Here is a 23,133-nt window from a genome sequence, read left to right as displayed (position 1 = left end):
TTGGAACATCCGCGCCGCGCTTCCTATACTGGCCTCCCGGTGCAAACGGCCCCGCCCTTCGAGGAACACCGCATGACTTCATCGCACGCAGACACCGAACTGTCCACCGGAACCGACTACGACGCACTCGCGAGCCGGTTCCGGCCGATCTTCGAGCGCATCGCCGCCGGCACCGCCGAACGCGAACGCCGCCGCGAATTGCCGCACGAAGCGATCGGCTGGCTGAAGGCAGCCGGCTTCGGCGCGGTCCGTCTGCCGGTGCGCGACGGCGGCGATGGCGCATCGCTGCCGCAACTGTTTCGCCTGCTGATCGAGCTCGCCGCCGCCGATTCCAACCTGCCGCAAGCGCTGCGCGGCCATTTCGCGTTCGTCGAGGACTGGCTGAACGCGCCGCCGGGCGCGGACCGCAAGACCTGGCTCGATCGCTTCGCGAGCGGCCAGCTCGTCGGCAATGCGTGGTCGGAAGCCGGCGACGTGCCGCTCGGCCAGACCGTCACGAAGGTCTCGGAGAAGCACGGCCGGCTCGTGCTGAACGGCCGCAAGTTCTACAGCACCGGCAGCCTGTTCGCCGACTGGATCGACGTGTTCGCGCAGCGCGCGGACGACGGCAGCGACGTGATCGTCGCCGTCGCGACCGCGCAGCCGGGTGTGATCCGCGAAGACGACTGGGACGGCTTCGGCCAGACGACGACCGGCAGCGGTACGACGCGCTTCGAGGATGCGGCGGTCGAGCCGCGCAACGTGATCGACTTCGCGCGCCGCTTCAAATACCAGACCGCGTTCTACCAACTGTTCCACGTCGCGACGCTGGCGGGCATCGGCCATGCGATCGTGCGCGACGCGGGTGCGCTCGTGCGCAATCGCACCCGCGTATACAGCCACGGCAACGCCGCGCGCGCGGGCGACGATGCGCAGCTCCAGCAGGTGATCGGCGAGATCGCATCGTGGGCCTATGCGGCCGACGCGCTCGCGCTGCGCGCCGCGCAGCCGCTTCAGCGCGCCTACGAAACCCGCTTCGGCAGCGACGAACAGGCCGAGCACGACGCGAACGTCGCGGCCGAGATCGAATCGGCACAAAGCCAGCTCGTCGTGTCCGAACTCGTGCTGCGCGCGGCGACGCGGCTGTTCGACGCGCTCGGCGCATCCGCGACGCGCAGCACGACCGCGCTCGACCGGCACTGGCGTAACGCGCGCACGGTATCGTCGCACAATCCGCTCGTCTACAAGGCAAGGATCGTCGGCGACTGGGTCATCAACGGCCGCACGCCGCCGTTCGTCTGGCGCGTCGGCAACGGCACGAGCCCGAGTACGGAAACGGGAGCCGTTCAATGAGCAAGACCATCCGCTTCAACGCGTTCGAGATGAACTGCGTCGGCCATCAGTCGCCGGGGCTGTGGGCGCATCCGCGCGACCGTTCGTGGCAGTACAAGGACCTCGATTACTGGACCGACCTCGCCCGCATCCTCGAACGCGGCATCTTCGACGCGATCTTCATCGCGGACGTGATCGGCTACTACGACGTCTACAAGGGCAGCAACCATCACGCGCTGCATCAAGCCGCGCAGATCCCGGTCAACGACCCGCTGCAGCTCGCCGCGCCGATCGCGATGGCGACCGAGCATCTCGGCATCGGCATCACCGCGTCGACGACGTTCGAGCATCCGTACACGTTCGCGCGCCGGCTGTCGACCGCCGACCATCACACGAAGGGCCGGCTCGCGTGGAATATCGTCACGTCCTACCTCGAAAGCGGCGCGAAGAACGTCGGCGATCACGGGCTGCGTACGCACGACGACCGCTATGCGGTCGCGGCCGAGTACGTCGAGGTGCTGTACAAGCTGTTCGAGGGAAGCTGGGAGGACGGCGCGGTGGTGCGCGATCGCGACGGCCGCGTGTTCACGCATCCCGAGAAGGTGCACGAGATCGGCCACAAGGGCCGCTTCTTCGACGTGCCCGGCTATCATCTGTGCGAACCGTCGCCGCAGCGCACGCCGGTGCTGTTCCAGGCCGGCGCGTCCGGCCCCGGCAAGGCATTCGCCGCGCAGCATGCCGAATGCGTGTTCGTGGCCGCGCCGACCCGCCCGCAGCTCGCCCGCTATGTCGCCGACGTGCGCGCGCAGGCCGCCGCCGCTGGACGCGACGCGAGCAAGGTGCTGATCTACAACCTCGTCACGGTGATCGTCGACGAGACCGACGAGAAGGCGCAAGCCAAGTTCGACGAGTACCGCCGCTACGTGTCGTACGACGGCTCGCTGGTGTTCATGTCCGGCTGGACCGGCATCGACTTCGGCCAGTACGCGCCGACCGATCCCGTCCGGCGCGTCGAGACGAACGCGATCGTGTCGGCCGTCGAGCACCTGTCGGGCGGCGACACCGCGTGGACGATCGAGGAACTGGCGGCCTGGGGCGGCATCGGCGGGATGGGCCCGGTGTTCGTCGGCTCGGCGGCGACCGTCGCGGACATCCTGCAGGAATGGGTCGCGGCGACCGATGTGGACGGCTTCAATCTCGCGTATGCGGTCGCGCACGAAACCTTCGAGGATGTCGTGCGCTACCTCGTTCCGGAACTGCAACGGCGTGGCGTATATCCGACCGGCTATGCGCCGGGCACGCTGCGCGAGAAACTGTTCGGCGGCGCGGCACGGCTGCCGGACGAGCATCCGGCCGCGCAGTTTCGCGACATCGAGCAGGTCAAGCGCGATGCCGTGCCGACAGAGGCGTTCGCGTAATCGTCTAAGCGGTCACGCTCGCGCGTGACCGCGCCGCTGCCCGCTCAAAGCCACGTGCCCCCCTGACGCTCGTTCGGTTCGTCGGCGAGCGCATCGAAATCGTGGATCCAGTCCAGATGGTGCAGCACGCTGTCGCGTTCGGCCAGACGCGCGTTGCGCGCCTGCGCGGCCGGCCCGTCGGGCAGGTGCAGCACGTCGGCCGCGGAAATCGACGCGTACTGCACCTTGCGCGTGCGGCCCCGCCGCAGGCGCTCGTACGCTTCCTGCGCTTCGCGCCAGTTGCCCGGGCCAGCCTTCGCCAGTTGCGCCGCCAATACCACCGCATCCTCGATCGACTGGTTCGCGCCCTGCCCGTGATGCGGCACCAGCGCATGCGCGGCGTCGCCGATCAGCGTCACGCGTCCGCGGCTCCAGCGGCCGAGCGGCGGACGATGAAAGAGCCCCCAGCGCTGGCTGATCGGCACGGCCGTAATCATCTGCACGACCGCCGGATGCCAGTTCCTGAACACGCGCAACTGCTCGCCCTCCTCGGCCGGCATGACCCAGTCGCGCGACGGCCACGGCGACGGATGCCGCTCGACCAGCAGGAAATTCTGGTCGCCGTTGTCGCCGATCGGATAGTGCAGCAGATGCCCGTGCGGCCCGACCCAGAACTGGATCGTGTCGGGATCCGGCAGCAAGTCCATGCGTTCGGCCGGCACCACGCCGCGAAAACCCGAACACCCCGAATACAGCACGTCGTCATAGCCGAGCATCCAGCGTCGCGTGATCGAACGCGCACCGTCCGCACCGATCACGAGATCGGCCTCGACTTGCGCGCCGTTGTCGAAACTCAGCACGACGCGATCCGGATGCTGCGCGAGATCGACCAGCCGATGGCCGAGATGGATGCGCTCGACGCCGACCGCCTTCGACAGCACGGCCTGCAGATCCGCGCGATGCACGCCCCAGTACGCGCCGCCGAATTGCCGGCGATAGTCGGGTTCGCCGCGATGATGGCCGATCACCGCGCCGCTGCGCCCGTCGCGATAGACGAGGCCCGGGATGTCCGCGCACACCGCGTCGAAGGCCGCGCGCAAGCCCATGCGCTCGTAGAAGCGCGTCGCATTGGCCGACAGCGCGACGGCCGCGCCGACTTCCCGCAATGCGTCGGTCTGCTCGTAGAGCTGCGCGTCGATGCCGTGCTCGCGCAGCGCGAGCGCGAGCGTCAGGCCGCCGATGCCGGCGCCGACGATCGCAATCTTCAGGTTCGTCTGCATGATGAAGGTGTCTCCGATATTCAGATGTGGGGCTGCGGGCTGCGCAGCGGTCAGGTCGAATGCATGCGCGGTATCGGTATTTTCAGGAGTGGACTTTCATCCCGCAATAAAATGAAATGAATCTGCTTCATCACTGGATGCAATGAACCGGGCAACGCGAAACCCATGGAACTGTGCGATATCGACCTCAACCTGCTGCTGCTGTTCCAGCGGCTGATGCAGGAGCGGCGCGTGTCGAGCGTCGCCGAACAGATGAACATGAGCCAGCCGGGCGTCAGCAACGCGCTCGCGAAGCTGCGCCGCCGGCTCGGCGATCCGCTGTTCGTGCGCGGCCCGGGCGGCGTGGTGCCGACGCCGTTCGCACTGCGGCTGGCGGAACCCGTATCGCACGCGCTCGCGACGCTGCATGCCGCGCTGAATCCCGAGACCGGTTTCGATCCGCTGCGCGCCACGCGCACGCTGACGATCGGCATGACCGATATCGGCGAGGTCGTATTCCTGCCCGCGCTGCTCGAACACCTGTCGCACGCGGCGCCCGGCATTGCGCTCAATACCGTGCGCAACACGAGCGTCAACCTGAGCGACGAAATGGCCGACGGCCGCGTCGATCTCGCGATCGGCCTGCTGCCGCAACTCAAGGGCGGGTTCTATCAGCGCCGGCTGTTCGATCAGCGCTATGTGTGCCTGTTCCGGCGCGGGCATCCGCTCGAAGATGCGCCGCTGACGGTCGATGCATGGCGCGACGCCGAGCACCTCGTCGTGGTGTCGGCCGGCACCGGCCACGGGCAGGTGGATGAATGGCTGAAGCGGCGCCGCGTGACGCGCCGGGTACGGCTGACGGTGCCGCATTTCATGAGCGTGGGCTACATCCTGCAGCGCACCGACCTGATCGCGACCGTGCCGGAGCATCTCGCGCTGCAACTCGCCGCGCCGTTTTCGCTCGGCTGGCGCGCGTTGCCCGTCACGCTGCCCGGTGCGCCGATTCATATGCTGTGGCATACGCGGGTCAATCAGGACGAAGGAAACCGGTGGCTGCGCGGTGTCGTGGTCGACCTGTTTACGGAGACGGGCGCGCGGGCACGGAAGGCGGCGCCCGGGCGGAAGAAATAGTCGCGGTTATCGCGCAACCGGGCGCGCTGTACGATGTCGCTTGAACTTGCGCCGGGCACATTTCGAATGCATTGACCGGGTGGCGAAGACATCGATCGTTCGCCCCTCTTTCCCAATTCAACCAGCAGGGAATCAAGCCATGTCTGTCACGAAGCAATTCGCAGCCGTCACGGGCGCCGGATCCGGCATCGGTCGTGCGGCGGCCATCGCGCTCGCCCAAGCGGGATTCACCGTCGCGCTGCTCGGACGCAACGGAGCATCGTTGCGCGAAACGCAGGACGCGATCCGCGCCGCCAACGGCGACGCGCACGTGTTTCCCGCCGACGTCACCGACGAAGCATCGGTCGACCGCGCGTTTGCGCAAATCGCGCAGCAGTTCGGCCGGCTGGATGTCCTGTTCAACAACGCCGGGCGCAACGCCCCGCCCGTTGCCCTCGACGAATACGAATTCGACGTATGGAACGGCGTCGTCGCGACGAACCTGACCGGCGTCTTTCTGTGTGCGCGGGCCGCGTGGCGCCTGATGAAAGCGCAAACGCCGCAGGGCGGCCGAATCATCAACAACGGCTCGATCTCGGCGCACGCGCCGCGCCCCGATACGATCGCGTACACGGCCACCAAGCACGCGGTGACGGGCATCACCAAGTCGCTGGCGCTGGACGGCCGTGCGTACAACATCGCGTGCGGCCAGATCGACATCGGCAACGCAGCGACGTCGCTCACGGAACGGATGACGCAAGGCGTCCCGCAGGCCGATGGCAGCCTGGCGCCCGAGGCGCGCATGGACGTCACGCATGTGGCGAACGCGGTCGTCCAGATGGCGAATCTGCCGCTGGACACGAACATCCTGAACATGACGATCATGGCGACCGCGATGCCTTTCGTGGGGCGCGGATAAACGCGAGCGGCGCGACAGACGGGCACGGCGCTACCGTCGTATCCGTCGATGCAGGCAGCGCCCCGGCCATGTCTCGTCAACCTGACTTGGCTTTCTTGCCTGCGGGCGGCGGCTTGCGTACCACGAACTGACGGCGGTCCTTGCCCCTGATCCAGAGCGGCGCATTGCCGCGCCCGCTCCATTCCTTCCCGCTCGCCGGGTCGCGATACCGTGCCGGCAGTACTTTCACGATATACGAACCTCGGCGACCGTTGCGGCCGACCAGGTCGCGATGCTTGATCGCATAGGTATCCATCAGCGAGTGAACCTTCGCGATCGCATCGATGCGTTCACGTGCGCGTGCGCGCTCGATTTCCTCGTCCAGTTCGAACAGCTCGACCACGAGCTGCGCATAGGTCTTGCTCACGCTCATCTTCTGCTTCCTGCCCTGCATCCGAATGCGAATCGACATGATTCGCATGACTAATGGACTGTTTTACAACGCCCCGTGACAGCGACATTCACTTGATCGCATGCGACGCATCGCTGCGCGCCGGACAACGCGACGCGAAGAGACGGACAATCCGCGGAACGCCGATGCCGCGGCATACACCCCGATGCCGCAAACAGACAGGCGCGTCCTGCCGAACCGATCGTCCACCCGGGACAAATCCCCCACTGGAGACATCCGGAAGCACCATCGCGCGCCGCATTTCACATATCAAGTGATATTTGAAGCGCAATCGTAATGGTATCCATCTCAAATATCAACTGATATCCTTCCCGCCATGAACATGGCGCCCCATCCGCCGCGGCTGAGCCGCGAAGACAGTCGACTGCAGACCCGCGCACATTTGCTCGCCGCGGCGAAGCGGCTGTTTGTCGACCGCGGTTTCGGCGCCACGTCGCTCAGGGATATCGCGGCCGAGGCCGGCTATACGCAGGGCGCGTTCTATTCGAATTTCGCGAGCAAGGAAGCGCTGTTCGTGGAATTGATGCGGGAGCGCTCGACGACGCAAGTGGCCGCCATCGCCCGGACGCTGAGCGACCCGTCCGCCTCCGCGGACGACATCCTGAATGCGCTGGAAGTCTGGTCGCGGACCGTCGACGCCGAGCCCGAGTGGTCGGTGCTGGGCGTCGAGTTCAAGCTCCAGGGGCGTCGCAACCCCGCGTTCGCAGCGGCGTCGCAGGCGTTGCTTGACGGCCACCGCGATGGCCTCGCCTATTGCATCGAACAGATTTTCGCGAGGATGAAGAAGGTCCCGCCCGAATCGCCGACCGTCCTGGCCGTGTCGTTCATGGGGCTCTCGCAAGGCCTGTCGCTGCAGCAGTCGATCCTGTCCGACGTGCCCATCGGGCACATGATCATGGTGTTCCTGCGCAGCCTGCTGGCGACGGCGGCGCCGGTGCGCTGACCGGCGAGATCGAGAGCGATCGCGAGGATGGCCGGCGCCGCGATGGGGCCGGTTCGCGCGTGACGCGGTTCGGTTGAGTCGAGATGTGGCGTGGTAGCAGCAGGTTCGGTTTGTCTGTTGCCGCCCCTTTCGTCTGGCGGTGCCGGAATAACCTTGCCTTAACCCCGTTTCCACATCCCGCTAATCGAACCCAGCGTGCAGATCTCCCGCACTGGGCTCTCGGACAAGACATCACGCCTTCACACACGCCAGGCTACGCCTCCACCGGCGCTCAGACGTACGCCGATGTGCCCGTAGAGGTGCGAGGATGGATAGGTCCCGCCCCTGCGCCGTCTGAGCTTGCACTTGTTGCGTAACCACCGGCGCAACCGCGTAGCGGTGTAGCTGTCGAGCGCACGGTATGCGCGGCTAACGCTCCCTGCCTGGAAGTAGTTCGCCCAGCCTCGCAACGTGCGGTTCAACCTGCCCACCAACTCCGCGGTCTCTTGCCATGCCATCTTGAGGGCGGTCATTGCATGAATCTTTTCAGAATCAACCGCAGCGAGGGGCGTGGCATTCAGGACAACAAACTCGTTTGTGTCGTCCCGATGAAGCACGAAATCCGCGATACGAGGCCTCTCGTCAACCAGGATGAAGCCGGGGTATTCGCAGAACGTCAGAATCGTCGCATGGGATTCAATCATGGCCCAGAAGTCGACCGCCTGTTGCGAATAAAGTACGAGGCGTCGGGACAGCTTCGGGCTCCAGACATGAAATTGGTGCAGCCATTTCGAGCGCTGGATGGTGATCGGCTGAAAGGCAAAGCGCTGTGTGGGATCGTCCGGACAGAAATCTTCCACCACCACCTCCTCCTCGCAAAGTCACGGCTTTACTTCTCATCATCAACAAGATCGAAAGTTAGTTCGCATCTGAGGAAATTAAAGTTAGACACGTGAGCTGGACGCCTCACGGAATGACGGGGCTTTATTTAGGGACATATGTTGCGACTTTACTTCGCGGGACGGCTGCCTCCATCAACCTGACAGTGCCTCGCCGCGCTATCGTAATCGAGTGTAATTGAACGCTCGGTGCGTTCAGCCTAACTTCATGTCCGGGCGAGCATCTTCGCGCATGGATAACCCGAGTCATCACGGAGCCTGATCGAAGCTGTCTGGAATGCGGTCCTCTTCGATCGATGAGGTATCCGCATCTATTGCAAATATTTTGTCCTCTCCACCTGTTTGTGCAAAAGCTGGTGCGGATCCGGTGTTTTCTCGGGACAGAATTAGTCAGGCAATGTAGCTAAAAGGAGTAACCGTCATGTTCGACAACCAGATTCGTCAATGCGTTGACTGGCGGCGTACCTTCGCACGCGTGGCAACTTCAACGTGCATCGCGGCATATCCGCTGATCGGATTCTGCGGGCCCCAGTCCCAGTGCGAGGCGTTGGATGATCGAGAGATTACGATCAGTTGTACGTTGCCTGCCGATATACCTGGTGGCGCACCGTCCGCGTCGCCAGCGGAAGCTGCGAAGTTCGCCTGGCAAGAATTTATTGCGCTGAACTGGCCCGCGCTCGCGAGAAATAACAATAGTGAACCACGCGATAAACCGGATCCGGGTCAGCCATTCGGCAAGGCTGGATATACAGACCCGCTGGTATGGCATACCTATCGAGGGAAGGTTGAGATATATCCCGGCACGGGCATGCCAGCAGGGTACGACGAGGGGAAACCGAGGGATTACGGCTACGACGTCCGTCCCGTCTATACGTACGCGGTACCGGTGCGCCCGCTGGCGTTGGTTTCGCGGCCTAGCGCATCTCCTGAGTCGAGGCCTTGGATCAATCTTGATGAAAACAGCCAGATCGGCCTGGATCAGATTTATGCTGGGAAGATCACAGATCTGGATACCCAAATCTTATACATGGCGAAGGCGAATCGTAAAGAGTACACATATGTTGCCTCCAATAATTTTTTTGGTGGCGAAAAGGATAAACACGTTCGGTTGATCTTTGAGGCCACGGCGAAATATGTTGACCAGCACAAGGATGACCCGCTACAGGGAAGCGCCAACTTGATATCCTTCCCCAATGGCACCATTGAAGTCAAGGCGGCTTGGCGGAAATTAACGCAGCGGGAGACTCAATCCGGGCGCTTCTATACCACGAATGTGCGGTATTACGTCAAGGGGCCGGATAATGCCGCGCGCTATGTTGACAGTGAGTTTGGCCTCGTTGGATTGCACATCATTCAAAAAACAGCCACTGCCCCTTACTTTATTTACGCGACATTCGAGCAGGCGGACAACATCACGGATTTTAAAGAAAAACCTCTTGAAGACGTTAATGGGAATTATCTTGGAGGAGACCGAGCGCCGCTGTGGCCAATTATTCTGTCAAAAAACGCCACACCCACAACTACGCAGCAATTTAGTCACGAGGGGGATTTCGGCTTTCCAGCCGGACAGCTTTACTATCAAAATACCCCGAACACCGGACTTGTTTCAAATGGCAAGATCATTGTCAACAAAAGAATTAACAAAATTCCTCCATACATAATCGATATCAACCAGCGTGCCCATGATGCAATGACCGCCTATGCAGACAAGCATGGCATTAATAGACCAGTGTGGATGTACTACAAGCTCGTCAACGTTCAAAATGCGCCGATTAACAAACCCAAAGCTGGCTACGACTACGATGCCGACAATGCCTCAACATATTATCAATCCAACAGTGTAATCGAAACGGATTATAATTTGCAGAAATTTAGCGGGAGATTTACCAATTTTCCCAAAAACGAATTCACCATCACTGATTTTACTGATTGCAAATTTAAACCTGGCGCCAGCAATCTCGATAAATGCGCGAAAGAATTTGATAACGTCGCTTTCGACGGTGATCGTGTGAACATGGGCGGATGTATGGGCTGCCATGGTAATGCCCAGGTAAGCGCCGGCTCCGAATTCAGTTTTATTCTGCTGCACGGAAGAGTACCCATGCCGGATTTAGCAGGACAGCCAGTAACACTGGAGCAGGTCAATCGATTCGCACAATACTTCAATAAGTAGGCTAGCTGCAGGCGTTCACAATTGGCGCTAGCAGTGTTCACAGACGCGCTATATGTCCAGTAACCCTGCTAGCGTAGGGTTCTGAGCCGTGAGAAGCGGCGTGTTCGATAGCGCGTTATTGCCCGTAGACCGGCATCGATATTTGCGGCTTTTCGGAAATCGGGTGTACGAATGCAGTTTCCCAACGTTCGCTCGCCGAGAACGCGATGTATCGGTTCAAGACACTCACCGGCCCCTGCCTGTGGGCTCGACGCATCGACTCGCAGGCCACTGAGGTCGCGATTCGTGTGGGTGTGCTCAACCGCATGACTGAGCTCGCACGCCCGCAGTCCGTCCGCATCGCCTGAGATCATGAACAAAGGCATCACTTCGTCCTTGTGCCTGATTTATGCAACAACGCCCCTCAAACGCAATAGAGTCTCCCTGCTCATTGGGCTGTAGAACAACCAAGTAGAGTTCGTCACCCGAAATTTGGATACAGTTGGCAATCGTCTGTATCGTGTGCACCGGCACGACGCCGAAGCACTAGAAATAAAATGAAAAATCGAGAAAAATAATTGCCATAATTATTTTAAAATACTACGAATTATCAAACATCCGCATCCGGAATCCGCGCCGACTGAATCACCACCAGCGTATCGCCCGCCTCGATCCGGCACGGCGGGTCTTCATAAAACGACTGGATCTTCCCGCAGCGATCGAGCCCGACCACGATCGCGCCCGGCACGACATTGGTCATGCAGCCGATCTCGTGCGGCAACGCCTCGCGCTCGAGCAGCGTCGCGCGCCCGCGCGTCGACAGCATGTCGTTCACGAACGGCACGATGTAGCGGCTATGCACCGCATCCGCGAGCAGCAACGCGCCGATCTTTGTCGACGACACGATCACGTCCGCGCCGGCCTGCCGCAGTTGCCGCTGGTACAGGTTCTCCTGGATCCGCACGACGATCTTCGTATCGGGCGCGATGCTGCGCACCGACAGCGTCAGCAGGATCGCGGTCGGATCGTCGGTCACCGAGATGATCACGGCCTTCGCGGCGCGCACCTGTGCCTGCTGCAGCAGATCCTCGTGCGCGGGATCGCCGAGCAGCCCCGTCACGCCGAGCGACGTCGCGGCTTCGAGCGCCTGCTGCTGCGAATCGATCACGATGATCGTCGCGGCATCGACGCCGCTTTCGAGCAGTTCGCGCACGGCGATCGACCCCGACAGGCCATAACCGCACACGACGATGTGATCGGACAATTGCTTTTGCAGGCGTTTCATGCGGAATTCCTCGACGACACGCTGGATCACGAACTGATACGCCGTGCCCAGGAAAATGAACCAGATGCCGATGCGGATCGGCACGATGAAGAACGCATCGATCAGGCGGGCGCGCGCGGTCACGGGCACGATGTCGCCGTAGCCGACCGTCGCGACGGTGACCATCGTGAAGTACACGAGATCGGCGACGGTCATCGGCGTGCTCTTGGTCGAATCGCGCAGGCCGTCGCGATCGAGATACAGCACGAGGAACGCGAGCACGCACAACAGCACGACCGCACCGACACGGAACAGCAGCGTGCGCCGCGGCGACGTCGCGGGACGCGTGAACAGCATGCGCGCACGCGGCGCCTGCCACGGATCACGGGCACGACGCAAGCGTGAGCGCAACGAACGGCGCTGGGCGGAAGGCGAGGCCAACGGGGAATCTCCTGAAGGATGCGGGCTCGATTCTACGACGGGAAGGCGGCGATCCGGCCCGACGTCATCGCATCGATTCGTCCGTTACAGCATGCGGCGCGGCCGCACCATCGTCCCGTCGACGAAACGTTGCGCACGAAACGCCGACAGGTCGAGCGACGGCGCACCCGTGTCGATCCATTCGGCGAGCAGCCGGCCGACGATCGGCCCCATCGCGAAGCCATGGCCGCAGAACCCCGTCGCGATCGCGAGCCCCGACGGCGTGCCCGGCGCATCGATCACCGGAATGCCGTCGGGCAGCACGTCGATCAGGCCGGCCCACGCCTCGACGATCTGCGCATCCTTCAGCGCAGGGAAGATCGCCTTGAGCTTCGCGAGCGCGCGCGGCGCATGCGCACGATTCGGCTGCGGCTGAGGATCGCGCGGCTCGATCGGCCCGGCCGCGCCGTTGACGCGCGCGAGCGCATCGCGCCATGCAGCCGAATTCACGTGCAGCCGGAATTTGTCGCGCTGCGACCAGAATTCCGGCCAGAACAGACTCAACCCGCGCAGGTGGCCGAGCGTCAGGTCGACGTCGACCTGCATGTCGTCGGCGAGATTGATCGCGCCGTTCTGGCGCTGCCGAATGCCGAGGCCGTGCCCCCAGAGCGTCGATGCGGACACCGGAGGCACCACGTTGGTGCGCATGCAGGTGCCGCGCACGGCCTGCTGCGGCAGCCGGATGCCGACGCCGTCGAGCAGCCGGAAGCTGGTCGCGCCGGCCGCGCAGATCACGCGCCGCGTGCGGATCGTGCCGCGCTCCGTCGCGGCGCCGACGACCGCGCCGCCGGCCGTCTCGATCGACGTCACGCCGCAGCCTTCGAAGAAGCGCGCGCCGGCCTCGGTGGCGCGCGCGGCGAATGCCGCGGCCACGCGGCGCGGCTCGGCCTGCCCGTCGGTCGCGGTATAGAGCCCGCCGAGCGTGCGCGCCTGCGGCGAAAGGCCGCTGACGCGCTCGTCGATCTGCGCGCGCGTCAGCGTGCGCGTGTCGAGCCCGTGCTCGCGCGCGACCGCGAGCCACGCCTGGAACGACGACCAGTCCGTTTCGTTGTCCGCAATATAGAGACAGCCGCCCTGCCGCCATTCGAGATCGAAACCGAGGGTTTCCTCTAAACCCTCCCAGATCCGCATGCCGGCCATCATCAGCGGCACCTCGGCGGCTTCGCGGCCCTGCTGTCGAACGAAGCCCCACGCGCGCGTCGACTGCTGTCCGGCGATGCGCGACTTGTCGAGCACGACGGCCTTCAGGCCACGCAGGCCCAGGTAGTACGCGGCCGCGCAGCCCATGATGCCGGCGCCGGCGATCACGACATCGGCCTCGGCCGGAAGCGCCGTTTCGGCGCGGGTCAATGCATCGTGCAGCGGATAGGTTGTCGTCATTGCTTCTTGTCAGGCGTCAATACATTCGAGATACGGGCAGCCGCGGTAACGTCGTGACACACCTTTCACAGAAACGCACCTTTCGCGACACTGAATGACGACCATTTTGCGGTAAAGTTATCTTTTCCGCGCGTGGCCGGTCGGCTCGCCATTGGACGTCATGAAGACTGTCCGTCGAGACTGCCGCAAGGCGTCGTTCTGAACGTCACGATCCGTTCCCGTAGCATGACCACTGAAGCAATCACCACGGATTCCCTCGCGGTCGCCGAGCGCGTGCGCGAGCTGATGACCCGCAACGGCATCGGCAAGCGCCAGCAGACCACCGAGCTGTGCCGCATCCTCGACCTGAGTTTCTCGCAAGGCCATCGCAAACTGCGCGGCAGCAGCCCCTGGACGCTCGCGCAGATCAAGAAAGTCGCCGAAGCGTACGGCGAACCCGCCGCCCAACTGTTCGGCGCGCAAACGCTCGACCCCGGCATGGTCGGCGCCTATTCGCAGGAAGCCGTGCTTTATGCGGGCGTCGCCGAGATTCCATGCACCGCATGGATCGGCGCGCCGCTCGAAGCCGGCGCGCGCCCCGAGTTCGTCGCATACGAACAGAACGGCCGCTGGCGCGTGCTGCGCCACACGGGCGTGCTGTACCAGAACGCGTACGACGTGCACAAGATCGAGATCTATCCGCGCCGCGCGGAGAGCGACAAGCTCGTCGTCGCGGTGATCGATCCCGATCGCGTCAGCGCGACCGAGCTGTGCCGCTATCTCGAACGGCAGGGTTTCGCGACGGCCGCGTTCGACGGCCTCGCGCCGTTCGTCGACGCGCTGCAGGGCCAGGCCTTCGACGCGGTGCTGACTGAATGGCTGTTCGACGACAGCACGGCCGCGACCGCGATCAAGGCCGTGCGCACGTCCGACAACCCGGGCGCGCCGATTTTCGTGCTGACGGGCGACCTGCTCACCGGCCGCGCGAGCGAGGCCGACATCAGCGAAGTGATTCGCGCGTTCGACGTGGTCTGCTACGAAAAGCCCGCGCGCATGGCGATCCTCAGCGCCGATCTCGCGAAACGGCTCGCGCGCGGGTAACACCCGCCCGTCTCCCGGACGGCCAGCGTCCGTGCGGCCGTGAACAGGTACTCGGTACAATGGCCGCACCTGTTCACGCCCACGCCGGCATCCGCCGCCCGACTCCATGGCCCGCCTCATCCCCGACGACTGGAAAAGCCTCGCCGCGACCGGCGCGGCCGAGCGCGAGCGCGAAACGCTCGCTGCCCTCGAACACGCGCTGCCCGACAGCTACACCGTGTATCACGGCGTGCACTGGACGCGCGCCGAGCAAGGCTTCTCGGTGTTCGGCGAGGCCGCGTTCGTCGTCGTGAGCCCGACCGGCCGCGTGCTGCTGATCGAGCAGAAGGCCGGCTTCCTGCGCGAAACGCCGAAGGGGCTCGTGAAGGTCTACCTGCAAAAGGAGCGCAATGTCCCGATCCAGCTCGCGCGCACTCAGGAAACACTGCACCGGCGCCTGACGGCCGCGCTCGGCGCGGGCGTCTACGGCGTCGAAGCGCTGCTGTACTGCCCCGACTACTCGATCCGCGATGCGTCGATCGCCGGCGTCGCGGCCGACCGCATCGTCGACGCGTCGCGCAAGGCGCGGCTCGCGCAGGTGATCCTGCAGATCCTGCCCGAGGACGACGAACAGTTTCCAAACGCGCCGAAGCTCCACCATTTCCTCGCGGACGAGCTCGCGCTCACGCCCGACACGAGCGCGCTCGTCGGGCAGGCCGGCACGCTCGTCACGCGGCTGTCGGGTGGGCTCGCCGCGTGGGCGCGCCAGCTTGAATTCGCGCCGTTCCGGCTGCGCGTCACCGGCACGGCCGGCTCGGGCAAGACGCAGCTCGCGGTGCAGGCGATGCGCGATGCCGTCGCGGCCGGCAAGCGCGTGCTCTACGTGTGCTTCAACCGGCCGCTCGCCGACTACATCGCGCGCATCGCGCCCCCCGGCGCGAAGATCGCGAACTACCACCAGTTGTGCGACTGGGTCGCACGCGACGGCGGCTATACCCCCGACTTCCAGGTGCCCGGCGAATTCGAGCGGCTCGAGGCGCGTTTCGCGGAAGCGCCAATCCCCGAGCGCTGGCGCTTCGACGTGCTGGTCGTCGACGAGGGGCAGGATTTCCACGCACCGTGGGCGGCCGCACTGGAGCGTTTGCTGGCGCCGGACGGCGCATGGTGGTGGCTCGAAGATCCGCTGCAGAACCTGTACATGCGCGAGCCCGTCGCGCTGCCCGGCTGGGTCACGCTGAAGGCGCTGACGAACTACCGCAGCCCGCGCGACCTGCTCGAATTCGTGCGCGACGTCGTCGGCCGCGTCGAGCCGCTCGCGGCCGAGTTGCGCTCGGGCAGCCCGTTCGACGGGTCCGATCCGTCGGTGTCGGCATACGGGGAAGCAGGCATGTCGGACGACGCATTGGCGCAAGCCTGCATCGACGCGACCAAGCGCGCGATCACGCACGCGCTGTCGCTCGGCTTCCGCAAGCAGGACATCGCGGTGCTGTCGTACCGCGGCCGCGAAGGCTCGGTGCTCGCGCCGCTCGACCAGCTCGGCCCGCACCGGATCAAGAGCTTCACCGGCAAGTACGACCTGTTCGGCAACCCCGAATATCGCGAAGGCGACGTGCTGCTCGATTCGATCTACCGTTTCAAGGGCCAGTCGGCGCCGTGCGTGATCCTCACCGAGGTCGACTTCGACACGCTCGACGCGCGTGCCGCGCGCAAGCTGTTCGTCGGCGCGACGCGCGCGACGATGAAGCTGTTGATCGTCGCGTCGTCGCGCGCGGCCGCGCAGCTCGCGGCGGGTTGATCAGGCGCCACGGCCCGTTCGACACGACGACGAGCTCCGTCGTGATGCTCGTCGACACAATCGGGCACATTTCTTTCTGCCCCGCGCCCTGAGCCACCCGCCTTTCGCGCGGTTCCTGCAATACCTGATGGTTTATCCGCTTGCGGCCTGTCGTTACGATGCCAAGCCATTCCGTATGCCATTTGAAAGGCGTCGGCCGATGGCTGCAGTGAAAATCGAATTGTGTTTCGGCAGGCAAGCCACCTTGAACAGACTCGTTTCTCCAGGCGCGTTGACGTTCCGGCAGAGACGAGATGCAGACGAGTTCCTGCGGGTTTGGCCGACGGTAGGTGTTGGGAATGAAACCCATAGGGCGCTGGACCATATTCGACGGCTTGGTCTTCATGCATCGTATAGCGCGGATGGCGTGGCCGTCGGCGATGCTGTCGCGGCGCTTCGCTCGGCCATACGAAGCGGACGTGTTTCCGTCCTGATCGAGCGATCAACCACCCAATCGGGCGACGCCAGTGTCGCTCTCCCCACTACACGGCGAGCGATGATGGCTGGACCGTCATATCGGCCATTCTCTGATCTCGCAAGCGGCAATCCGATCAGCCTGCAATCGCCGCTGGCCGACGCTGCAGCGACTGCCTGTAGCTGGGCGATCCCTAGCGACGTGAGTGCCGACGAGCTTTTCAGCTATTTGCAAAGCGTTGTCGATGGTAGCTTGGCGTCCCGCGGAATCGTCGCGCAAGCAGATGACCAAATTGCTTCCGCCGGTCTGCTCGGTGAAGCGCAATTGTTCTCATAAGCAGGAAGCGAAGCGGCGGATGGCATAGGACAGCTCGCAGCATTGGATCGGGGTGGCATGATGGCATGCGACATCATCTCGTCTGAATGCAAAGGGACCGTATTGCGAGAATTCCCCGGACAATATCTGAATTCCCCATTGAACAAGATTCAGGACGATGCAAACGACGGCGTCAAGGCCGCGCGCAAAGCACTGAAGTTGCTGAACGACAATCGGTTTAAGAAATAGGTAATCTGCACCATGACCACAAACACCTTGTTCGACCTGCTCGACCGGCTCGATACCGCGAAAATTCACTACACCTTGAGCCGTAATCGATCCGATAGCGTGCTGGTCTCGATCACCGTTGTCGGCATGCGCGTCGAGGTGGACGTGTTTCGTGACGGGCACATCGAAGTGTGTACGTTCACGGGATCGGAGGAGCCGTCGGATGCCGCCGATCTGCTCGACCAGATCATCCGCGAGAACACGGACTGATCCGTGAGGCGGGTCGCGCCAACCGACAAACCCGCCACCATTCGACACGCGCCCGCTCACGCCACCCGGAACGCCCCCACCGCGCGACGCAACCCGTCCGCCTGCTCTTCCAGCGACGCCGCCGCAGCCGCGGCCTGTTCGACGAGCGCCGCATTCTGCTGCGACACCTGGTCCATCTGCGACACCGCGCGATTCACCTGCTCGATCCCGTCGCGCTGTTCGCTCGATGCGGCCGCGATCTCCGTCATGATCCCCGTCACGCGCCCGATCGCCTGCTGGATGTCCTGCATCGTCGTGCCGGCCACACCGACGAGCCGCGAGCCGTTCGCGACGCGCTCGACCGATTCGCCGATCAGCGTGCGGATTTCCTTCGCCGCGGACGCCGAGCGTTGCGCGAGCGTGCGAACCTCGCCCGCTACCACCGCGAAGCCACGGCCCTGCTCGCCTGCGCGTGCGGCTTCGACCGCCGCGTTCAGCGCGAGGATGTTGGTCTGGAACGCGATGCCTTCGATCGTGCCGATGATGTCGGCGACCTTCTGCGAGCTGTGGTCGATCTCGTTCATCGTGCCGATCACCTCGCCGACCACCGTCGCGCCGCGCATCGCGATCTCGCTCGCGCTGTCCGCGCAGGCCTGCGCCTCGAGCGCATGATCGGCGTTCTGCTTCACGGTCGCCGTCAGTTGCTCCATGCTCGCGGCCGTTTCCTGCAGCGCGGACGCCTGTTCCTCGGTGCGCTGCGACAGGTCGGTATTGCCGGCCGCGATCTGGTGCGTCGCCGTCGAGATCGCTTCGGAACCCTGGCTGACCTGGCGCACCGTATCCGCGAGGCTGCGCTGCATGCCCGTCACGCCCTTGACCAGCTCGGCCATCTCGTCGCGCGACGACCAGCGCACTTCCGACGTCAGGTCGCCGTCCGACAGGCGGCGGAAATGCGACAGCAACCGGTTCACGGGCTGCGTGATCGCGTAATGCAGGCCGATCGCGCAGCCGACGCAGGCGGCCAGGCCGAACGCGATACCCGCGATCGCGCCTGCGCGCATCCAGCCGTAATAGGTCTGCGCGGTGTCGTAGACATCCTTGCCGCGCGCCGCCTGGTACGTATCGAGCGCATCGGTCGCCTGCGTGAGCGCGACCGACAGCGGCGGCGCGACCGCCATCAGCAAGCGGTCGGCCTCGTCGCGCCGGCCGTCGCGGATCGCGTCGATCAGCGGCTTCAGCGCCTGCCCGATCAGCGCCTGGCGCGCGGCGTCGAGACGGCTCGCGAGCGGGCCTTCGTCGCCGTCGTGCGGCATCGCCGCGTAGCTGCGCCACGCGGTGTCGGCCTTCGCGAGATAGTTCTCGGCCTTCTTGACGAGATCGGGCACGTCTGGCGCTTCCGGATGCAGCAGTGCGCGGTCGAGCGTCGTACGCACGATCGTCAGGTTCAGGCTCGCCGCAGACAACGCGGTCTTCGCAGCCAGTTGCTGCGTATAGGCCTCGTCGAGCGCGCGGTTCGAGCTCTGCATGCCGGCGAGGCCGATCAGCCCCGACACGACGAGCAGCACGGCGACGAGACCGAGCGTGGAGAAGATCCGCGTACGGATCGAGAAACGGGAAAACAGGGCGTTCAGGTTCATGGCGGCACGTGAGCGATGAAAAATGCCGCGGCAATCGGTCCGCGGCACTCTGGATTACGGATTGCCTGCAGAAAACTTGAGTCCGTCCCCGCTTTCCGTCTGATCCCGGTCAATTTTCACGCCGGCAACCTCCTGTTACAGTTGCAACATATCGAGGCTGGGCAGAAATTGACTAGTCAATCACTGGTCGCTATATTTCGAACCAATTCCCTGCCATGGCAGACATCTCGATGACAACCGATACCCTCCTTACTCCGCCGGCCGCCGAAACGGCCCGCCGCGACGCGCCGACCGGGCTGATCGTCGCCGCGCTGCTGCTCGTCATGCTGCTGTCCGCGCTCGACCAGACGATCGTGTCGACCGCGCTGCCGACGATCGTCGGCGAGCTCGGCGGGCTCGACCAGTTGTCGTGGGTCGTCACCGCGTACCTGCTGTCGTCCACCGTCGTGCTGCCGCTGTACGGCAAGCTCGGCGACCTGTACGGCCGCAAGATCGTGCTGCAGGCCGCGATCGTGCTGTTCCTCGCCGGCTCCGCGCTGTGCGGCGTCGCGCAGGACATGACGCAACTGATCGTGCTGCGCGCGCTGCAGGGGCTTGGCGGCGGCGGCCTGATGGTCGTCACGATGGCCGCGATCGGCGATCTGGTCCCGCCCGATCGCCGGGCGCGCTACCAGGGGATGTTCGGCGGCGTCTACGGCCTCGCGACGATCGTCGGCCCGCTGCTCGGCGGCTTCCTGGTCGAGCACCTGTCGTGGCGCTGGATCTTCACGATCAACCTGCCGCTCGGCTTTCTCGCGCTCGCGGTGATCGGCATCGCGTTCCGGCCGCACACCGCGCACGTGAAGCACCGGATCGACTACATGGGCGCCGCGTTCCTCGCGACCGCCCTCACCTGCGTGATCCTGTTCACGAGCGAAGGCGGCTCGCTGCTGCCGTGGACGTCGCCGCAACTGTGGATGACGCTCGTGCTCGGCCTCGTCGCGATCGGCGGCTTCATCTACGAAGAACGGCTCGCGGCCGAGCCGATCATCCCGCTCGAACTGTTCCGCCATCGCACCTTCGTGCTGGTCAGCCTGATCGGCTTCGTGGTCGGCACCGCGCTGTTCGGCTCGGTCACGTTCATTCCGCTCTATCTGCAGGTCGTGAAGGGCTCGACGCCGTCGCAGGCCGGGATGCAGTTGCTGCCGATGATGGGCGGGATGCTCGCGATGTCGGTCATCAGCGGCCGGCTGATCTCGCGGCTCGGCTCGTACCGGATGTTTCCGATCGCGGGCACGCTGATCGGCGGGATCGCGCTGGCGCTGCTGTCGACGCTGTCGCTCGATACGCCGCTGCATACGATGTACGCCTACATGGCGCTGCTCGGGATCGGTCTCGGGATGGTGATGCCCGTGCTCACGCTCGCGGTGCAGAACACGGTCGAGTTCCGGCACATGGGCGTCGCGACATCGGGCGCGACGCTGTTCCGCTCGATCGGCAGCTCGATCGGCGTCGCGGCGTTCGGCGCGCTGTTCTCGCACGGGCTGCAGGCGCGGATGCTGCAGGCGCTGCCGGCCGGTACGGAGCTGCCGCCCGCGCTCGGCCCCGGCGCCGTGCACCAGTTGCCGGATGCGGTGCGCGATGCGTACCTGCATGCATTCGCGGGCTCGCTGCACGTCGTGTATCTCGCGGCGGCCACCGTGGTCGCGGTCGCGTTCGTGCTCGCGTGGTTCGTCGAGGATGCGCCGCTGCGCAAGCACAACTGACCGGCATGCGAGCTACGCCAAGCCGCGCCGCGACCGGTACCGGAAGCGCGCCGCGACGCGGCCTTTGATCCGCATCGCAATCCATCCACGGCGGCCCGCCGTTACGGCACCAGCACCACCGCCCCCGTCGTTGCCCGCGACTCCAGCAACCGGTGCGCATCGGCCGCCTGTTCGAGCGGCAGCCGCGCGCCGATCTCGACGTGCATCCCGCCAGCCAGCCGGTCGAGCGTCGCGCGTGCGGCTTCCCGATATCCGGCCACGTCGCGCGCGATGAAGCCGAGCACGCTCGGCCGCGCGAGCGCAATCGAACGGGCCGGCCCCAGTTCGTCGAGATCGAACGTCTGCCGAGCACCGATCGCGGCAACCTGCCCGATGCTCGCGACCATCCCGAACGGCCGGATCGCGCCGAGCGTGCGCGTCAGCACGTCGCCGCCGATCCCGTCGATCGCGTAATCGACACCCGCGCCGCCGCCGAACGCGCGCGCGGCCGCAACGAAATCCTCCTCGCGATAATCGACGACCGCATCGGCGCCATGCGCGCGCACGAGCGCGGCTTTCGTGGCCGACCCAACCGTGCCGATCACCCGCGCACCGAGCGCGCGCGCCCACTGCGTCGCAAGCAGCCCGACGCCGCCGGCCGCCGCATGCACGAGCACCGTGTCGCCGGCGCCGACCTGCCGGACGCGATGCAGCAGCATGTAAACGGTAATCCCTTTCAGCAGCCCGGCGGCGACTGCGTCGTCGCTCAGGCCGTCGGGTATCGGCACCACGCGCCCGGCCGGCATCGTCCGCAGGCTCGCATAACTGCCGGTCGGCATGCCCGCATACGCGACGCGCTGGCCCGGCACGAGATCCGTCACGCCGGGCCCGACCGCGTCGATCACGCCGGCCGCCTCGACGCCGAGCGCGTCCGGCAGCGCGGGCAATGCGTGCGCCCCCGACCTGAAATAGATGTCGACGAAATTCACGCCGACGGCGGTCTGGCGAATCCGCACCTCGCCGGCGCCGGGCGGCGCGACGGGCGCATCGACGCGGCGCAGCACGCCGGCGTCGCCGTAGCGGTCGATCCCGATCCGGATGGCGGTGGCAGTTTGGGTCATGACGTTCCTCGCAATCGAATGAAGTGACACGATCATCCCATCGTGCATAATCGATCGGAATTCCCGTTAATCGCCCATCTACTGTGCAAAATTCGACCGATAAGGCTCCCGTTCCCGCGTCCGCGTCGCCAATGAGCTGGGACGACATCCGCACCTTCCTCGCGGTGATGCGCGGCGGCAGCCTGTCGGCCGCCGCACGCGCGCTGCAGGTCCAGCATTCGACGATCGCGCGGCGCATCGACGCGCTGGAGTCCGCGCTCGGCATCCGGCTGTTCGACCGGCTGCCGCGCGGCTGGCCGCCGACCGACGAAGGGCTGCACCTCGCCGAGCACGCCGCGCGCCTCGAAGCCGACGCTCATGCGTTCGCGCGCGCCGCGCAGGGCGCGGCAGCGCTCGACGGCGTCGTGCGCGTGTCGGCGTCGCCGGTGTTCGCCAGCCATTTCCTCGCACCGCGCCTTGCCCGCGCGCAGCGCGCATGGCCGGCGCTGCGGATCGACCTGATGGGCGAAATGCATGCGGCGAACCTGTACGCACGCGAAGCCGATCTCGCGGTGCGGCTGTCGCGGCCGAGCGAGCCGGGCCTCGCCGCGCGCCGACTCGGCACGATGCGCTTCGCGCTGTGTGCGTCGCCGGAATGGGCGGATGCGCCGCCCGACACCTGGCCGTTCGTCGGCTACGACGACGCGCTCGCGCAAACGCCGCAGCAGCAATGGCTCGAACGCTTCGCGGCCGGGCGCCGTTTCGCGTTCGTCGCGAACGACCTCGCGGCGCAGCATCGCGCGTGCGCGGCGGGGGCCGGCGTCGCGTTGCTGCCGAGATTTCTCGTCGACGATCCGGCCGCGCACGCCGGTGCGCCGCTCATCGAGCTGACGGCCGCGCCGCGTTGTGACATCGAGCGCGAGATCTGGCTCGTCGTCCACCCGGACGTGCGCCGGTCACCGCGCGTGCAGCGCGTCGCCGACGCGATCGCCGACGCGGTTCGCGCAGCGGACGGCCGGCTCTGACTC

Annotated in this window: 19 protein-coding genes and 1 pseudogene; 13 read left to right on the top strand and 7 right to left on the bottom strand. The window is 65.1% G+C overall.

The annotated features are described in order from the left end of the window. The first annotated feature begins 72 nt into the window (after positions 1-72). Positions 73-1,332: an acyl-CoA dehydrogenase family protein gene (locus tag JYG32_RS18810; RefSeq protein WP_213266509.1), complete on the top strand. Its 1,260-nt coding sequence runs from the start codon at positions 73-75 to the stop codon at positions 1,330-1,332. Then, positions 1,329-2,729: an LLM class flavin-dependent oxidoreductase gene (locus tag JYG32_RS18805; RefSeq protein WP_213266508.1), complete on the top strand. Its 1,401-nt coding sequence runs from the start codon at positions 1,329-1,331 to the stop codon at positions 2,727-2,729. Before JYG32_RS18810 ends, JYG32_RS18805 begins: the two co-directional genes overlap by 4 nt. Before the next feature lie 44 nt (positions 2,730-2,773). Here the strand turns inward: JYG32_RS18805 and JYG32_RS18800 are convergent, their stop codons facing one another. Beyond that, on the bottom strand, positions 2,774-3,988 hold the full coding sequence (locus JYG32_RS18800; RefSeq protein WP_174381966.1) for an FAD-dependent monooxygenase: 1,215 nt from the start codon (positions 3,986-3,988) through the stop codon (positions 2,774-2,776). A 165-nt stretch (positions 3,989-4,153) separates the two neighbouring features. Here JYG32_RS18800 and JYG32_RS18795 point away from each other — a divergent pair, with 165 nt between their 5' ends. Together JYG32_RS18795 and JYG32_RS18790 are read left to right on the top strand one after the other, a co-directional pair. Next, positions 4,154-5,098 carry a LysR family transcriptional regulator gene (locus JYG32_RS18795; protein ID WP_213266507.1) on the top strand — a complete coding sequence of 315 codons (945 nt, stop codon included), beginning with the start codon at positions 4,154-4,156 and terminating at the stop codon, positions 5,096-5,098. Positions 5,099-5,237: 139 nt separating this feature from the next. Further along, positions 5,238-5,996, top strand: coding sequence for an SDR family oxidoreductase (locus JYG32_RS18790; protein ID WP_213266506.1), 759 nt, complete (start codon positions 5,238-5,240; stop codon positions 5,994-5,996). Between the two features lie 76 nt (positions 5,997-6,072). Here JYG32_RS18790 and JYG32_RS18785 read toward each other — a convergent pair whose 3' ends face one another. Beyond that, positions 6,073-6,447 (bottom strand): H-NS histone family protein, encoded by a 375-nt coding sequence (locus JYG32_RS18785; RefSeq protein ID WP_213266505.1) that lies wholly within the window; start codon positions 6,445-6,447, stop codon positions 6,073-6,075. 316 nt (positions 6,448-6,763) lie between these two features. Between JYG32_RS18785 and JYG32_RS18780 the strand changes: the two genes are divergently transcribed. Further along, positions 6,764-7,390 (top strand): TetR/AcrR family transcriptional regulator, encoded by a 627-nt coding sequence (locus tag JYG32_RS18780; protein ID WP_213266504.1) that lies wholly within the window; start codon positions 6,764-6,766, stop codon positions 7,388-7,390. Between the two features lie 239 nt (positions 7,391-7,629). Here the strand turns inward: JYG32_RS18780 and JYG32_RS38955 are convergent, their stop codons facing one another. Beyond that, complete coding sequence (locus tag JYG32_RS38955) at positions 7,630-8,232, bottom strand: group II intron maturase-specific domain-containing protein (RefSeq protein ID WP_249744817.1); 603 nt, start codon at positions 8,230-8,232, stop codon at positions 7,630-7,632. 457 nt (positions 8,233-8,689) lie between these two features. Between JYG32_RS38955 and JYG32_RS18765 the strand changes: the two genes are divergently transcribed. Together JYG32_RS18765 and JYG32_RS18760 are read left to right on the top strand one after the other, a co-directional pair. Continuing rightward, a complete protein-coding gene (locus tag JYG32_RS18765) occupies positions 8,690-10,441 on the top strand; it encodes a hypothetical protein (protein WP_213266503.1) in 1,752 nt (583 codons plus the stop codon). Between the two features lie 182 nt (positions 10,442-10,623). After that, positions 10,624-10,788, top strand: a pseudogene (locus JYG32_RS18760) (IS5/IS1182 family transposase); the annotation flags it as partial. A 242-nt stretch (positions 10,789-11,030) separates the two neighbouring features. Here JYG32_RS18760 and JYG32_RS18755 read toward each other — a convergent pair. After that, entirely contained in the window at positions 11,031-12,125 is a 1,095-nt protein-coding gene (locus JYG32_RS18755; protein ID WP_213266502.1) for a potassium channel family protein, read from the bottom strand. Between the two features lie 84 nt (positions 12,126-12,209). Beyond that, positions 12,210-13,544 carry an NAD(P)/FAD-dependent oxidoreductase gene (locus tag JYG32_RS18750; protein WP_213266501.1) on the bottom strand — a complete coding sequence of 445 codons (1,335 nt, stop codon included), beginning with the start codon at positions 13,542-13,544 and terminating at the stop codon, positions 12,210-12,212. 225 nt (positions 13,545-13,769) lie between these two features. Between JYG32_RS18750 and JYG32_RS18745 the strand changes: the two genes are divergently transcribed. From JYG32_RS18745 to JYG32_RS18730, 4 genes are all read left to right on the top strand, one after another. After that, positions 13,770-14,624 carry a helix-turn-helix domain-containing protein gene (locus JYG32_RS18745; protein WP_006485970.1) on the top strand — a complete coding sequence of 285 codons (855 nt, stop codon included), beginning with the start codon at positions 13,770-13,772 and terminating at the stop codon, positions 14,622-14,624. A 106-nt stretch (positions 14,625-14,730) separates the two neighbouring features. Further along, positions 14,731-16,398: an ATP-binding domain-containing protein gene (locus tag JYG32_RS18740; RefSeq protein WP_213266500.1), complete on the top strand. Its 1,668-nt coding sequence runs from the start codon at positions 14,731-14,733 to the stop codon at positions 16,396-16,398. Between the two features lie 127 nt (positions 16,399-16,525). Then, a complete protein-coding gene (locus JYG32_RS18735) occupies positions 16,526-17,188 on the top strand; it encodes a hypothetical protein (RefSeq protein ID WP_213266499.1) in 663 nt (220 codons plus the stop codon). Positions 17,189-17,428: 240 nt separating this feature from the next. Then, a complete protein-coding gene (locus tag JYG32_RS18730; protein ID WP_213266498.1) occupies positions 17,429-17,665 on the top strand; it encodes a hypothetical protein in 237 nt (78 codons plus the stop codon). Positions 17,666-17,721: 56 nt separating this feature from the next. On the opposite strand, the gene JYG32_RS18725 is transcribed toward JYG32_RS18730, so the two are convergent. Next, on the bottom strand, positions 17,722-19,281 hold the full coding sequence (locus tag JYG32_RS18725) for a methyl-accepting chemotaxis protein (protein WP_174382425.1): 1,560 nt from the start codon (positions 19,279-19,281) through the stop codon (positions 17,722-17,724). A 230-nt stretch (positions 19,282-19,511) separates the two neighbouring features. On the opposite strand from JYG32_RS18725, the gene JYG32_RS18720 reads away from it, so the two are divergent. Continuing rightward, positions 19,512-21,026 carry an MDR family MFS transporter gene (locus tag JYG32_RS18720; protein ID WP_174382426.1) on the top strand — a complete coding sequence of 505 codons (1,515 nt, stop codon included), beginning with the start codon at positions 19,512-19,514 and terminating at the stop codon, positions 21,024-21,026. Positions 21,027-21,127: 101 nt separating this feature from the next. Here the strand turns inward: JYG32_RS18720 and JYG32_RS18715 are convergent, their stop codons facing one another. Next, on the bottom strand, positions 21,128-22,126 hold the full coding sequence (locus JYG32_RS18715; RefSeq protein WP_174382427.1) for a quinone oxidoreductase family protein: 999 nt from the start codon (positions 22,124-22,126) through the stop codon (positions 21,128-21,130). 131 nt (positions 22,127-22,257) lie between these two features. Between JYG32_RS18715 and JYG32_RS18710 the strand changes: the two genes are divergently transcribed. After that, on the top strand, positions 22,258-23,130 hold the full coding sequence (locus tag JYG32_RS18710; RefSeq protein ID WP_174382428.1) for a LysR family transcriptional regulator: 873 nt from the start codon (positions 22,258-22,260) through the stop codon (positions 23,128-23,130). Positions 23,131-23,133: the final 3 nt, after the last annotated feature.

It is taken from the genome of Burkholderia pyrrocinia (assembly GCF_018417535.1).
Classification (GTDB): domain Bacteria; phylum Pseudomonadota; class Gammaproteobacteria; order Burkholderiales; family Burkholderiaceae; genus Burkholderia; species Burkholderia pyrrocinia_E.
Note: the sequence above shows the minus strand (reverse complement) of the source record. Positions and strands in the feature narration are given on the sequence as shown.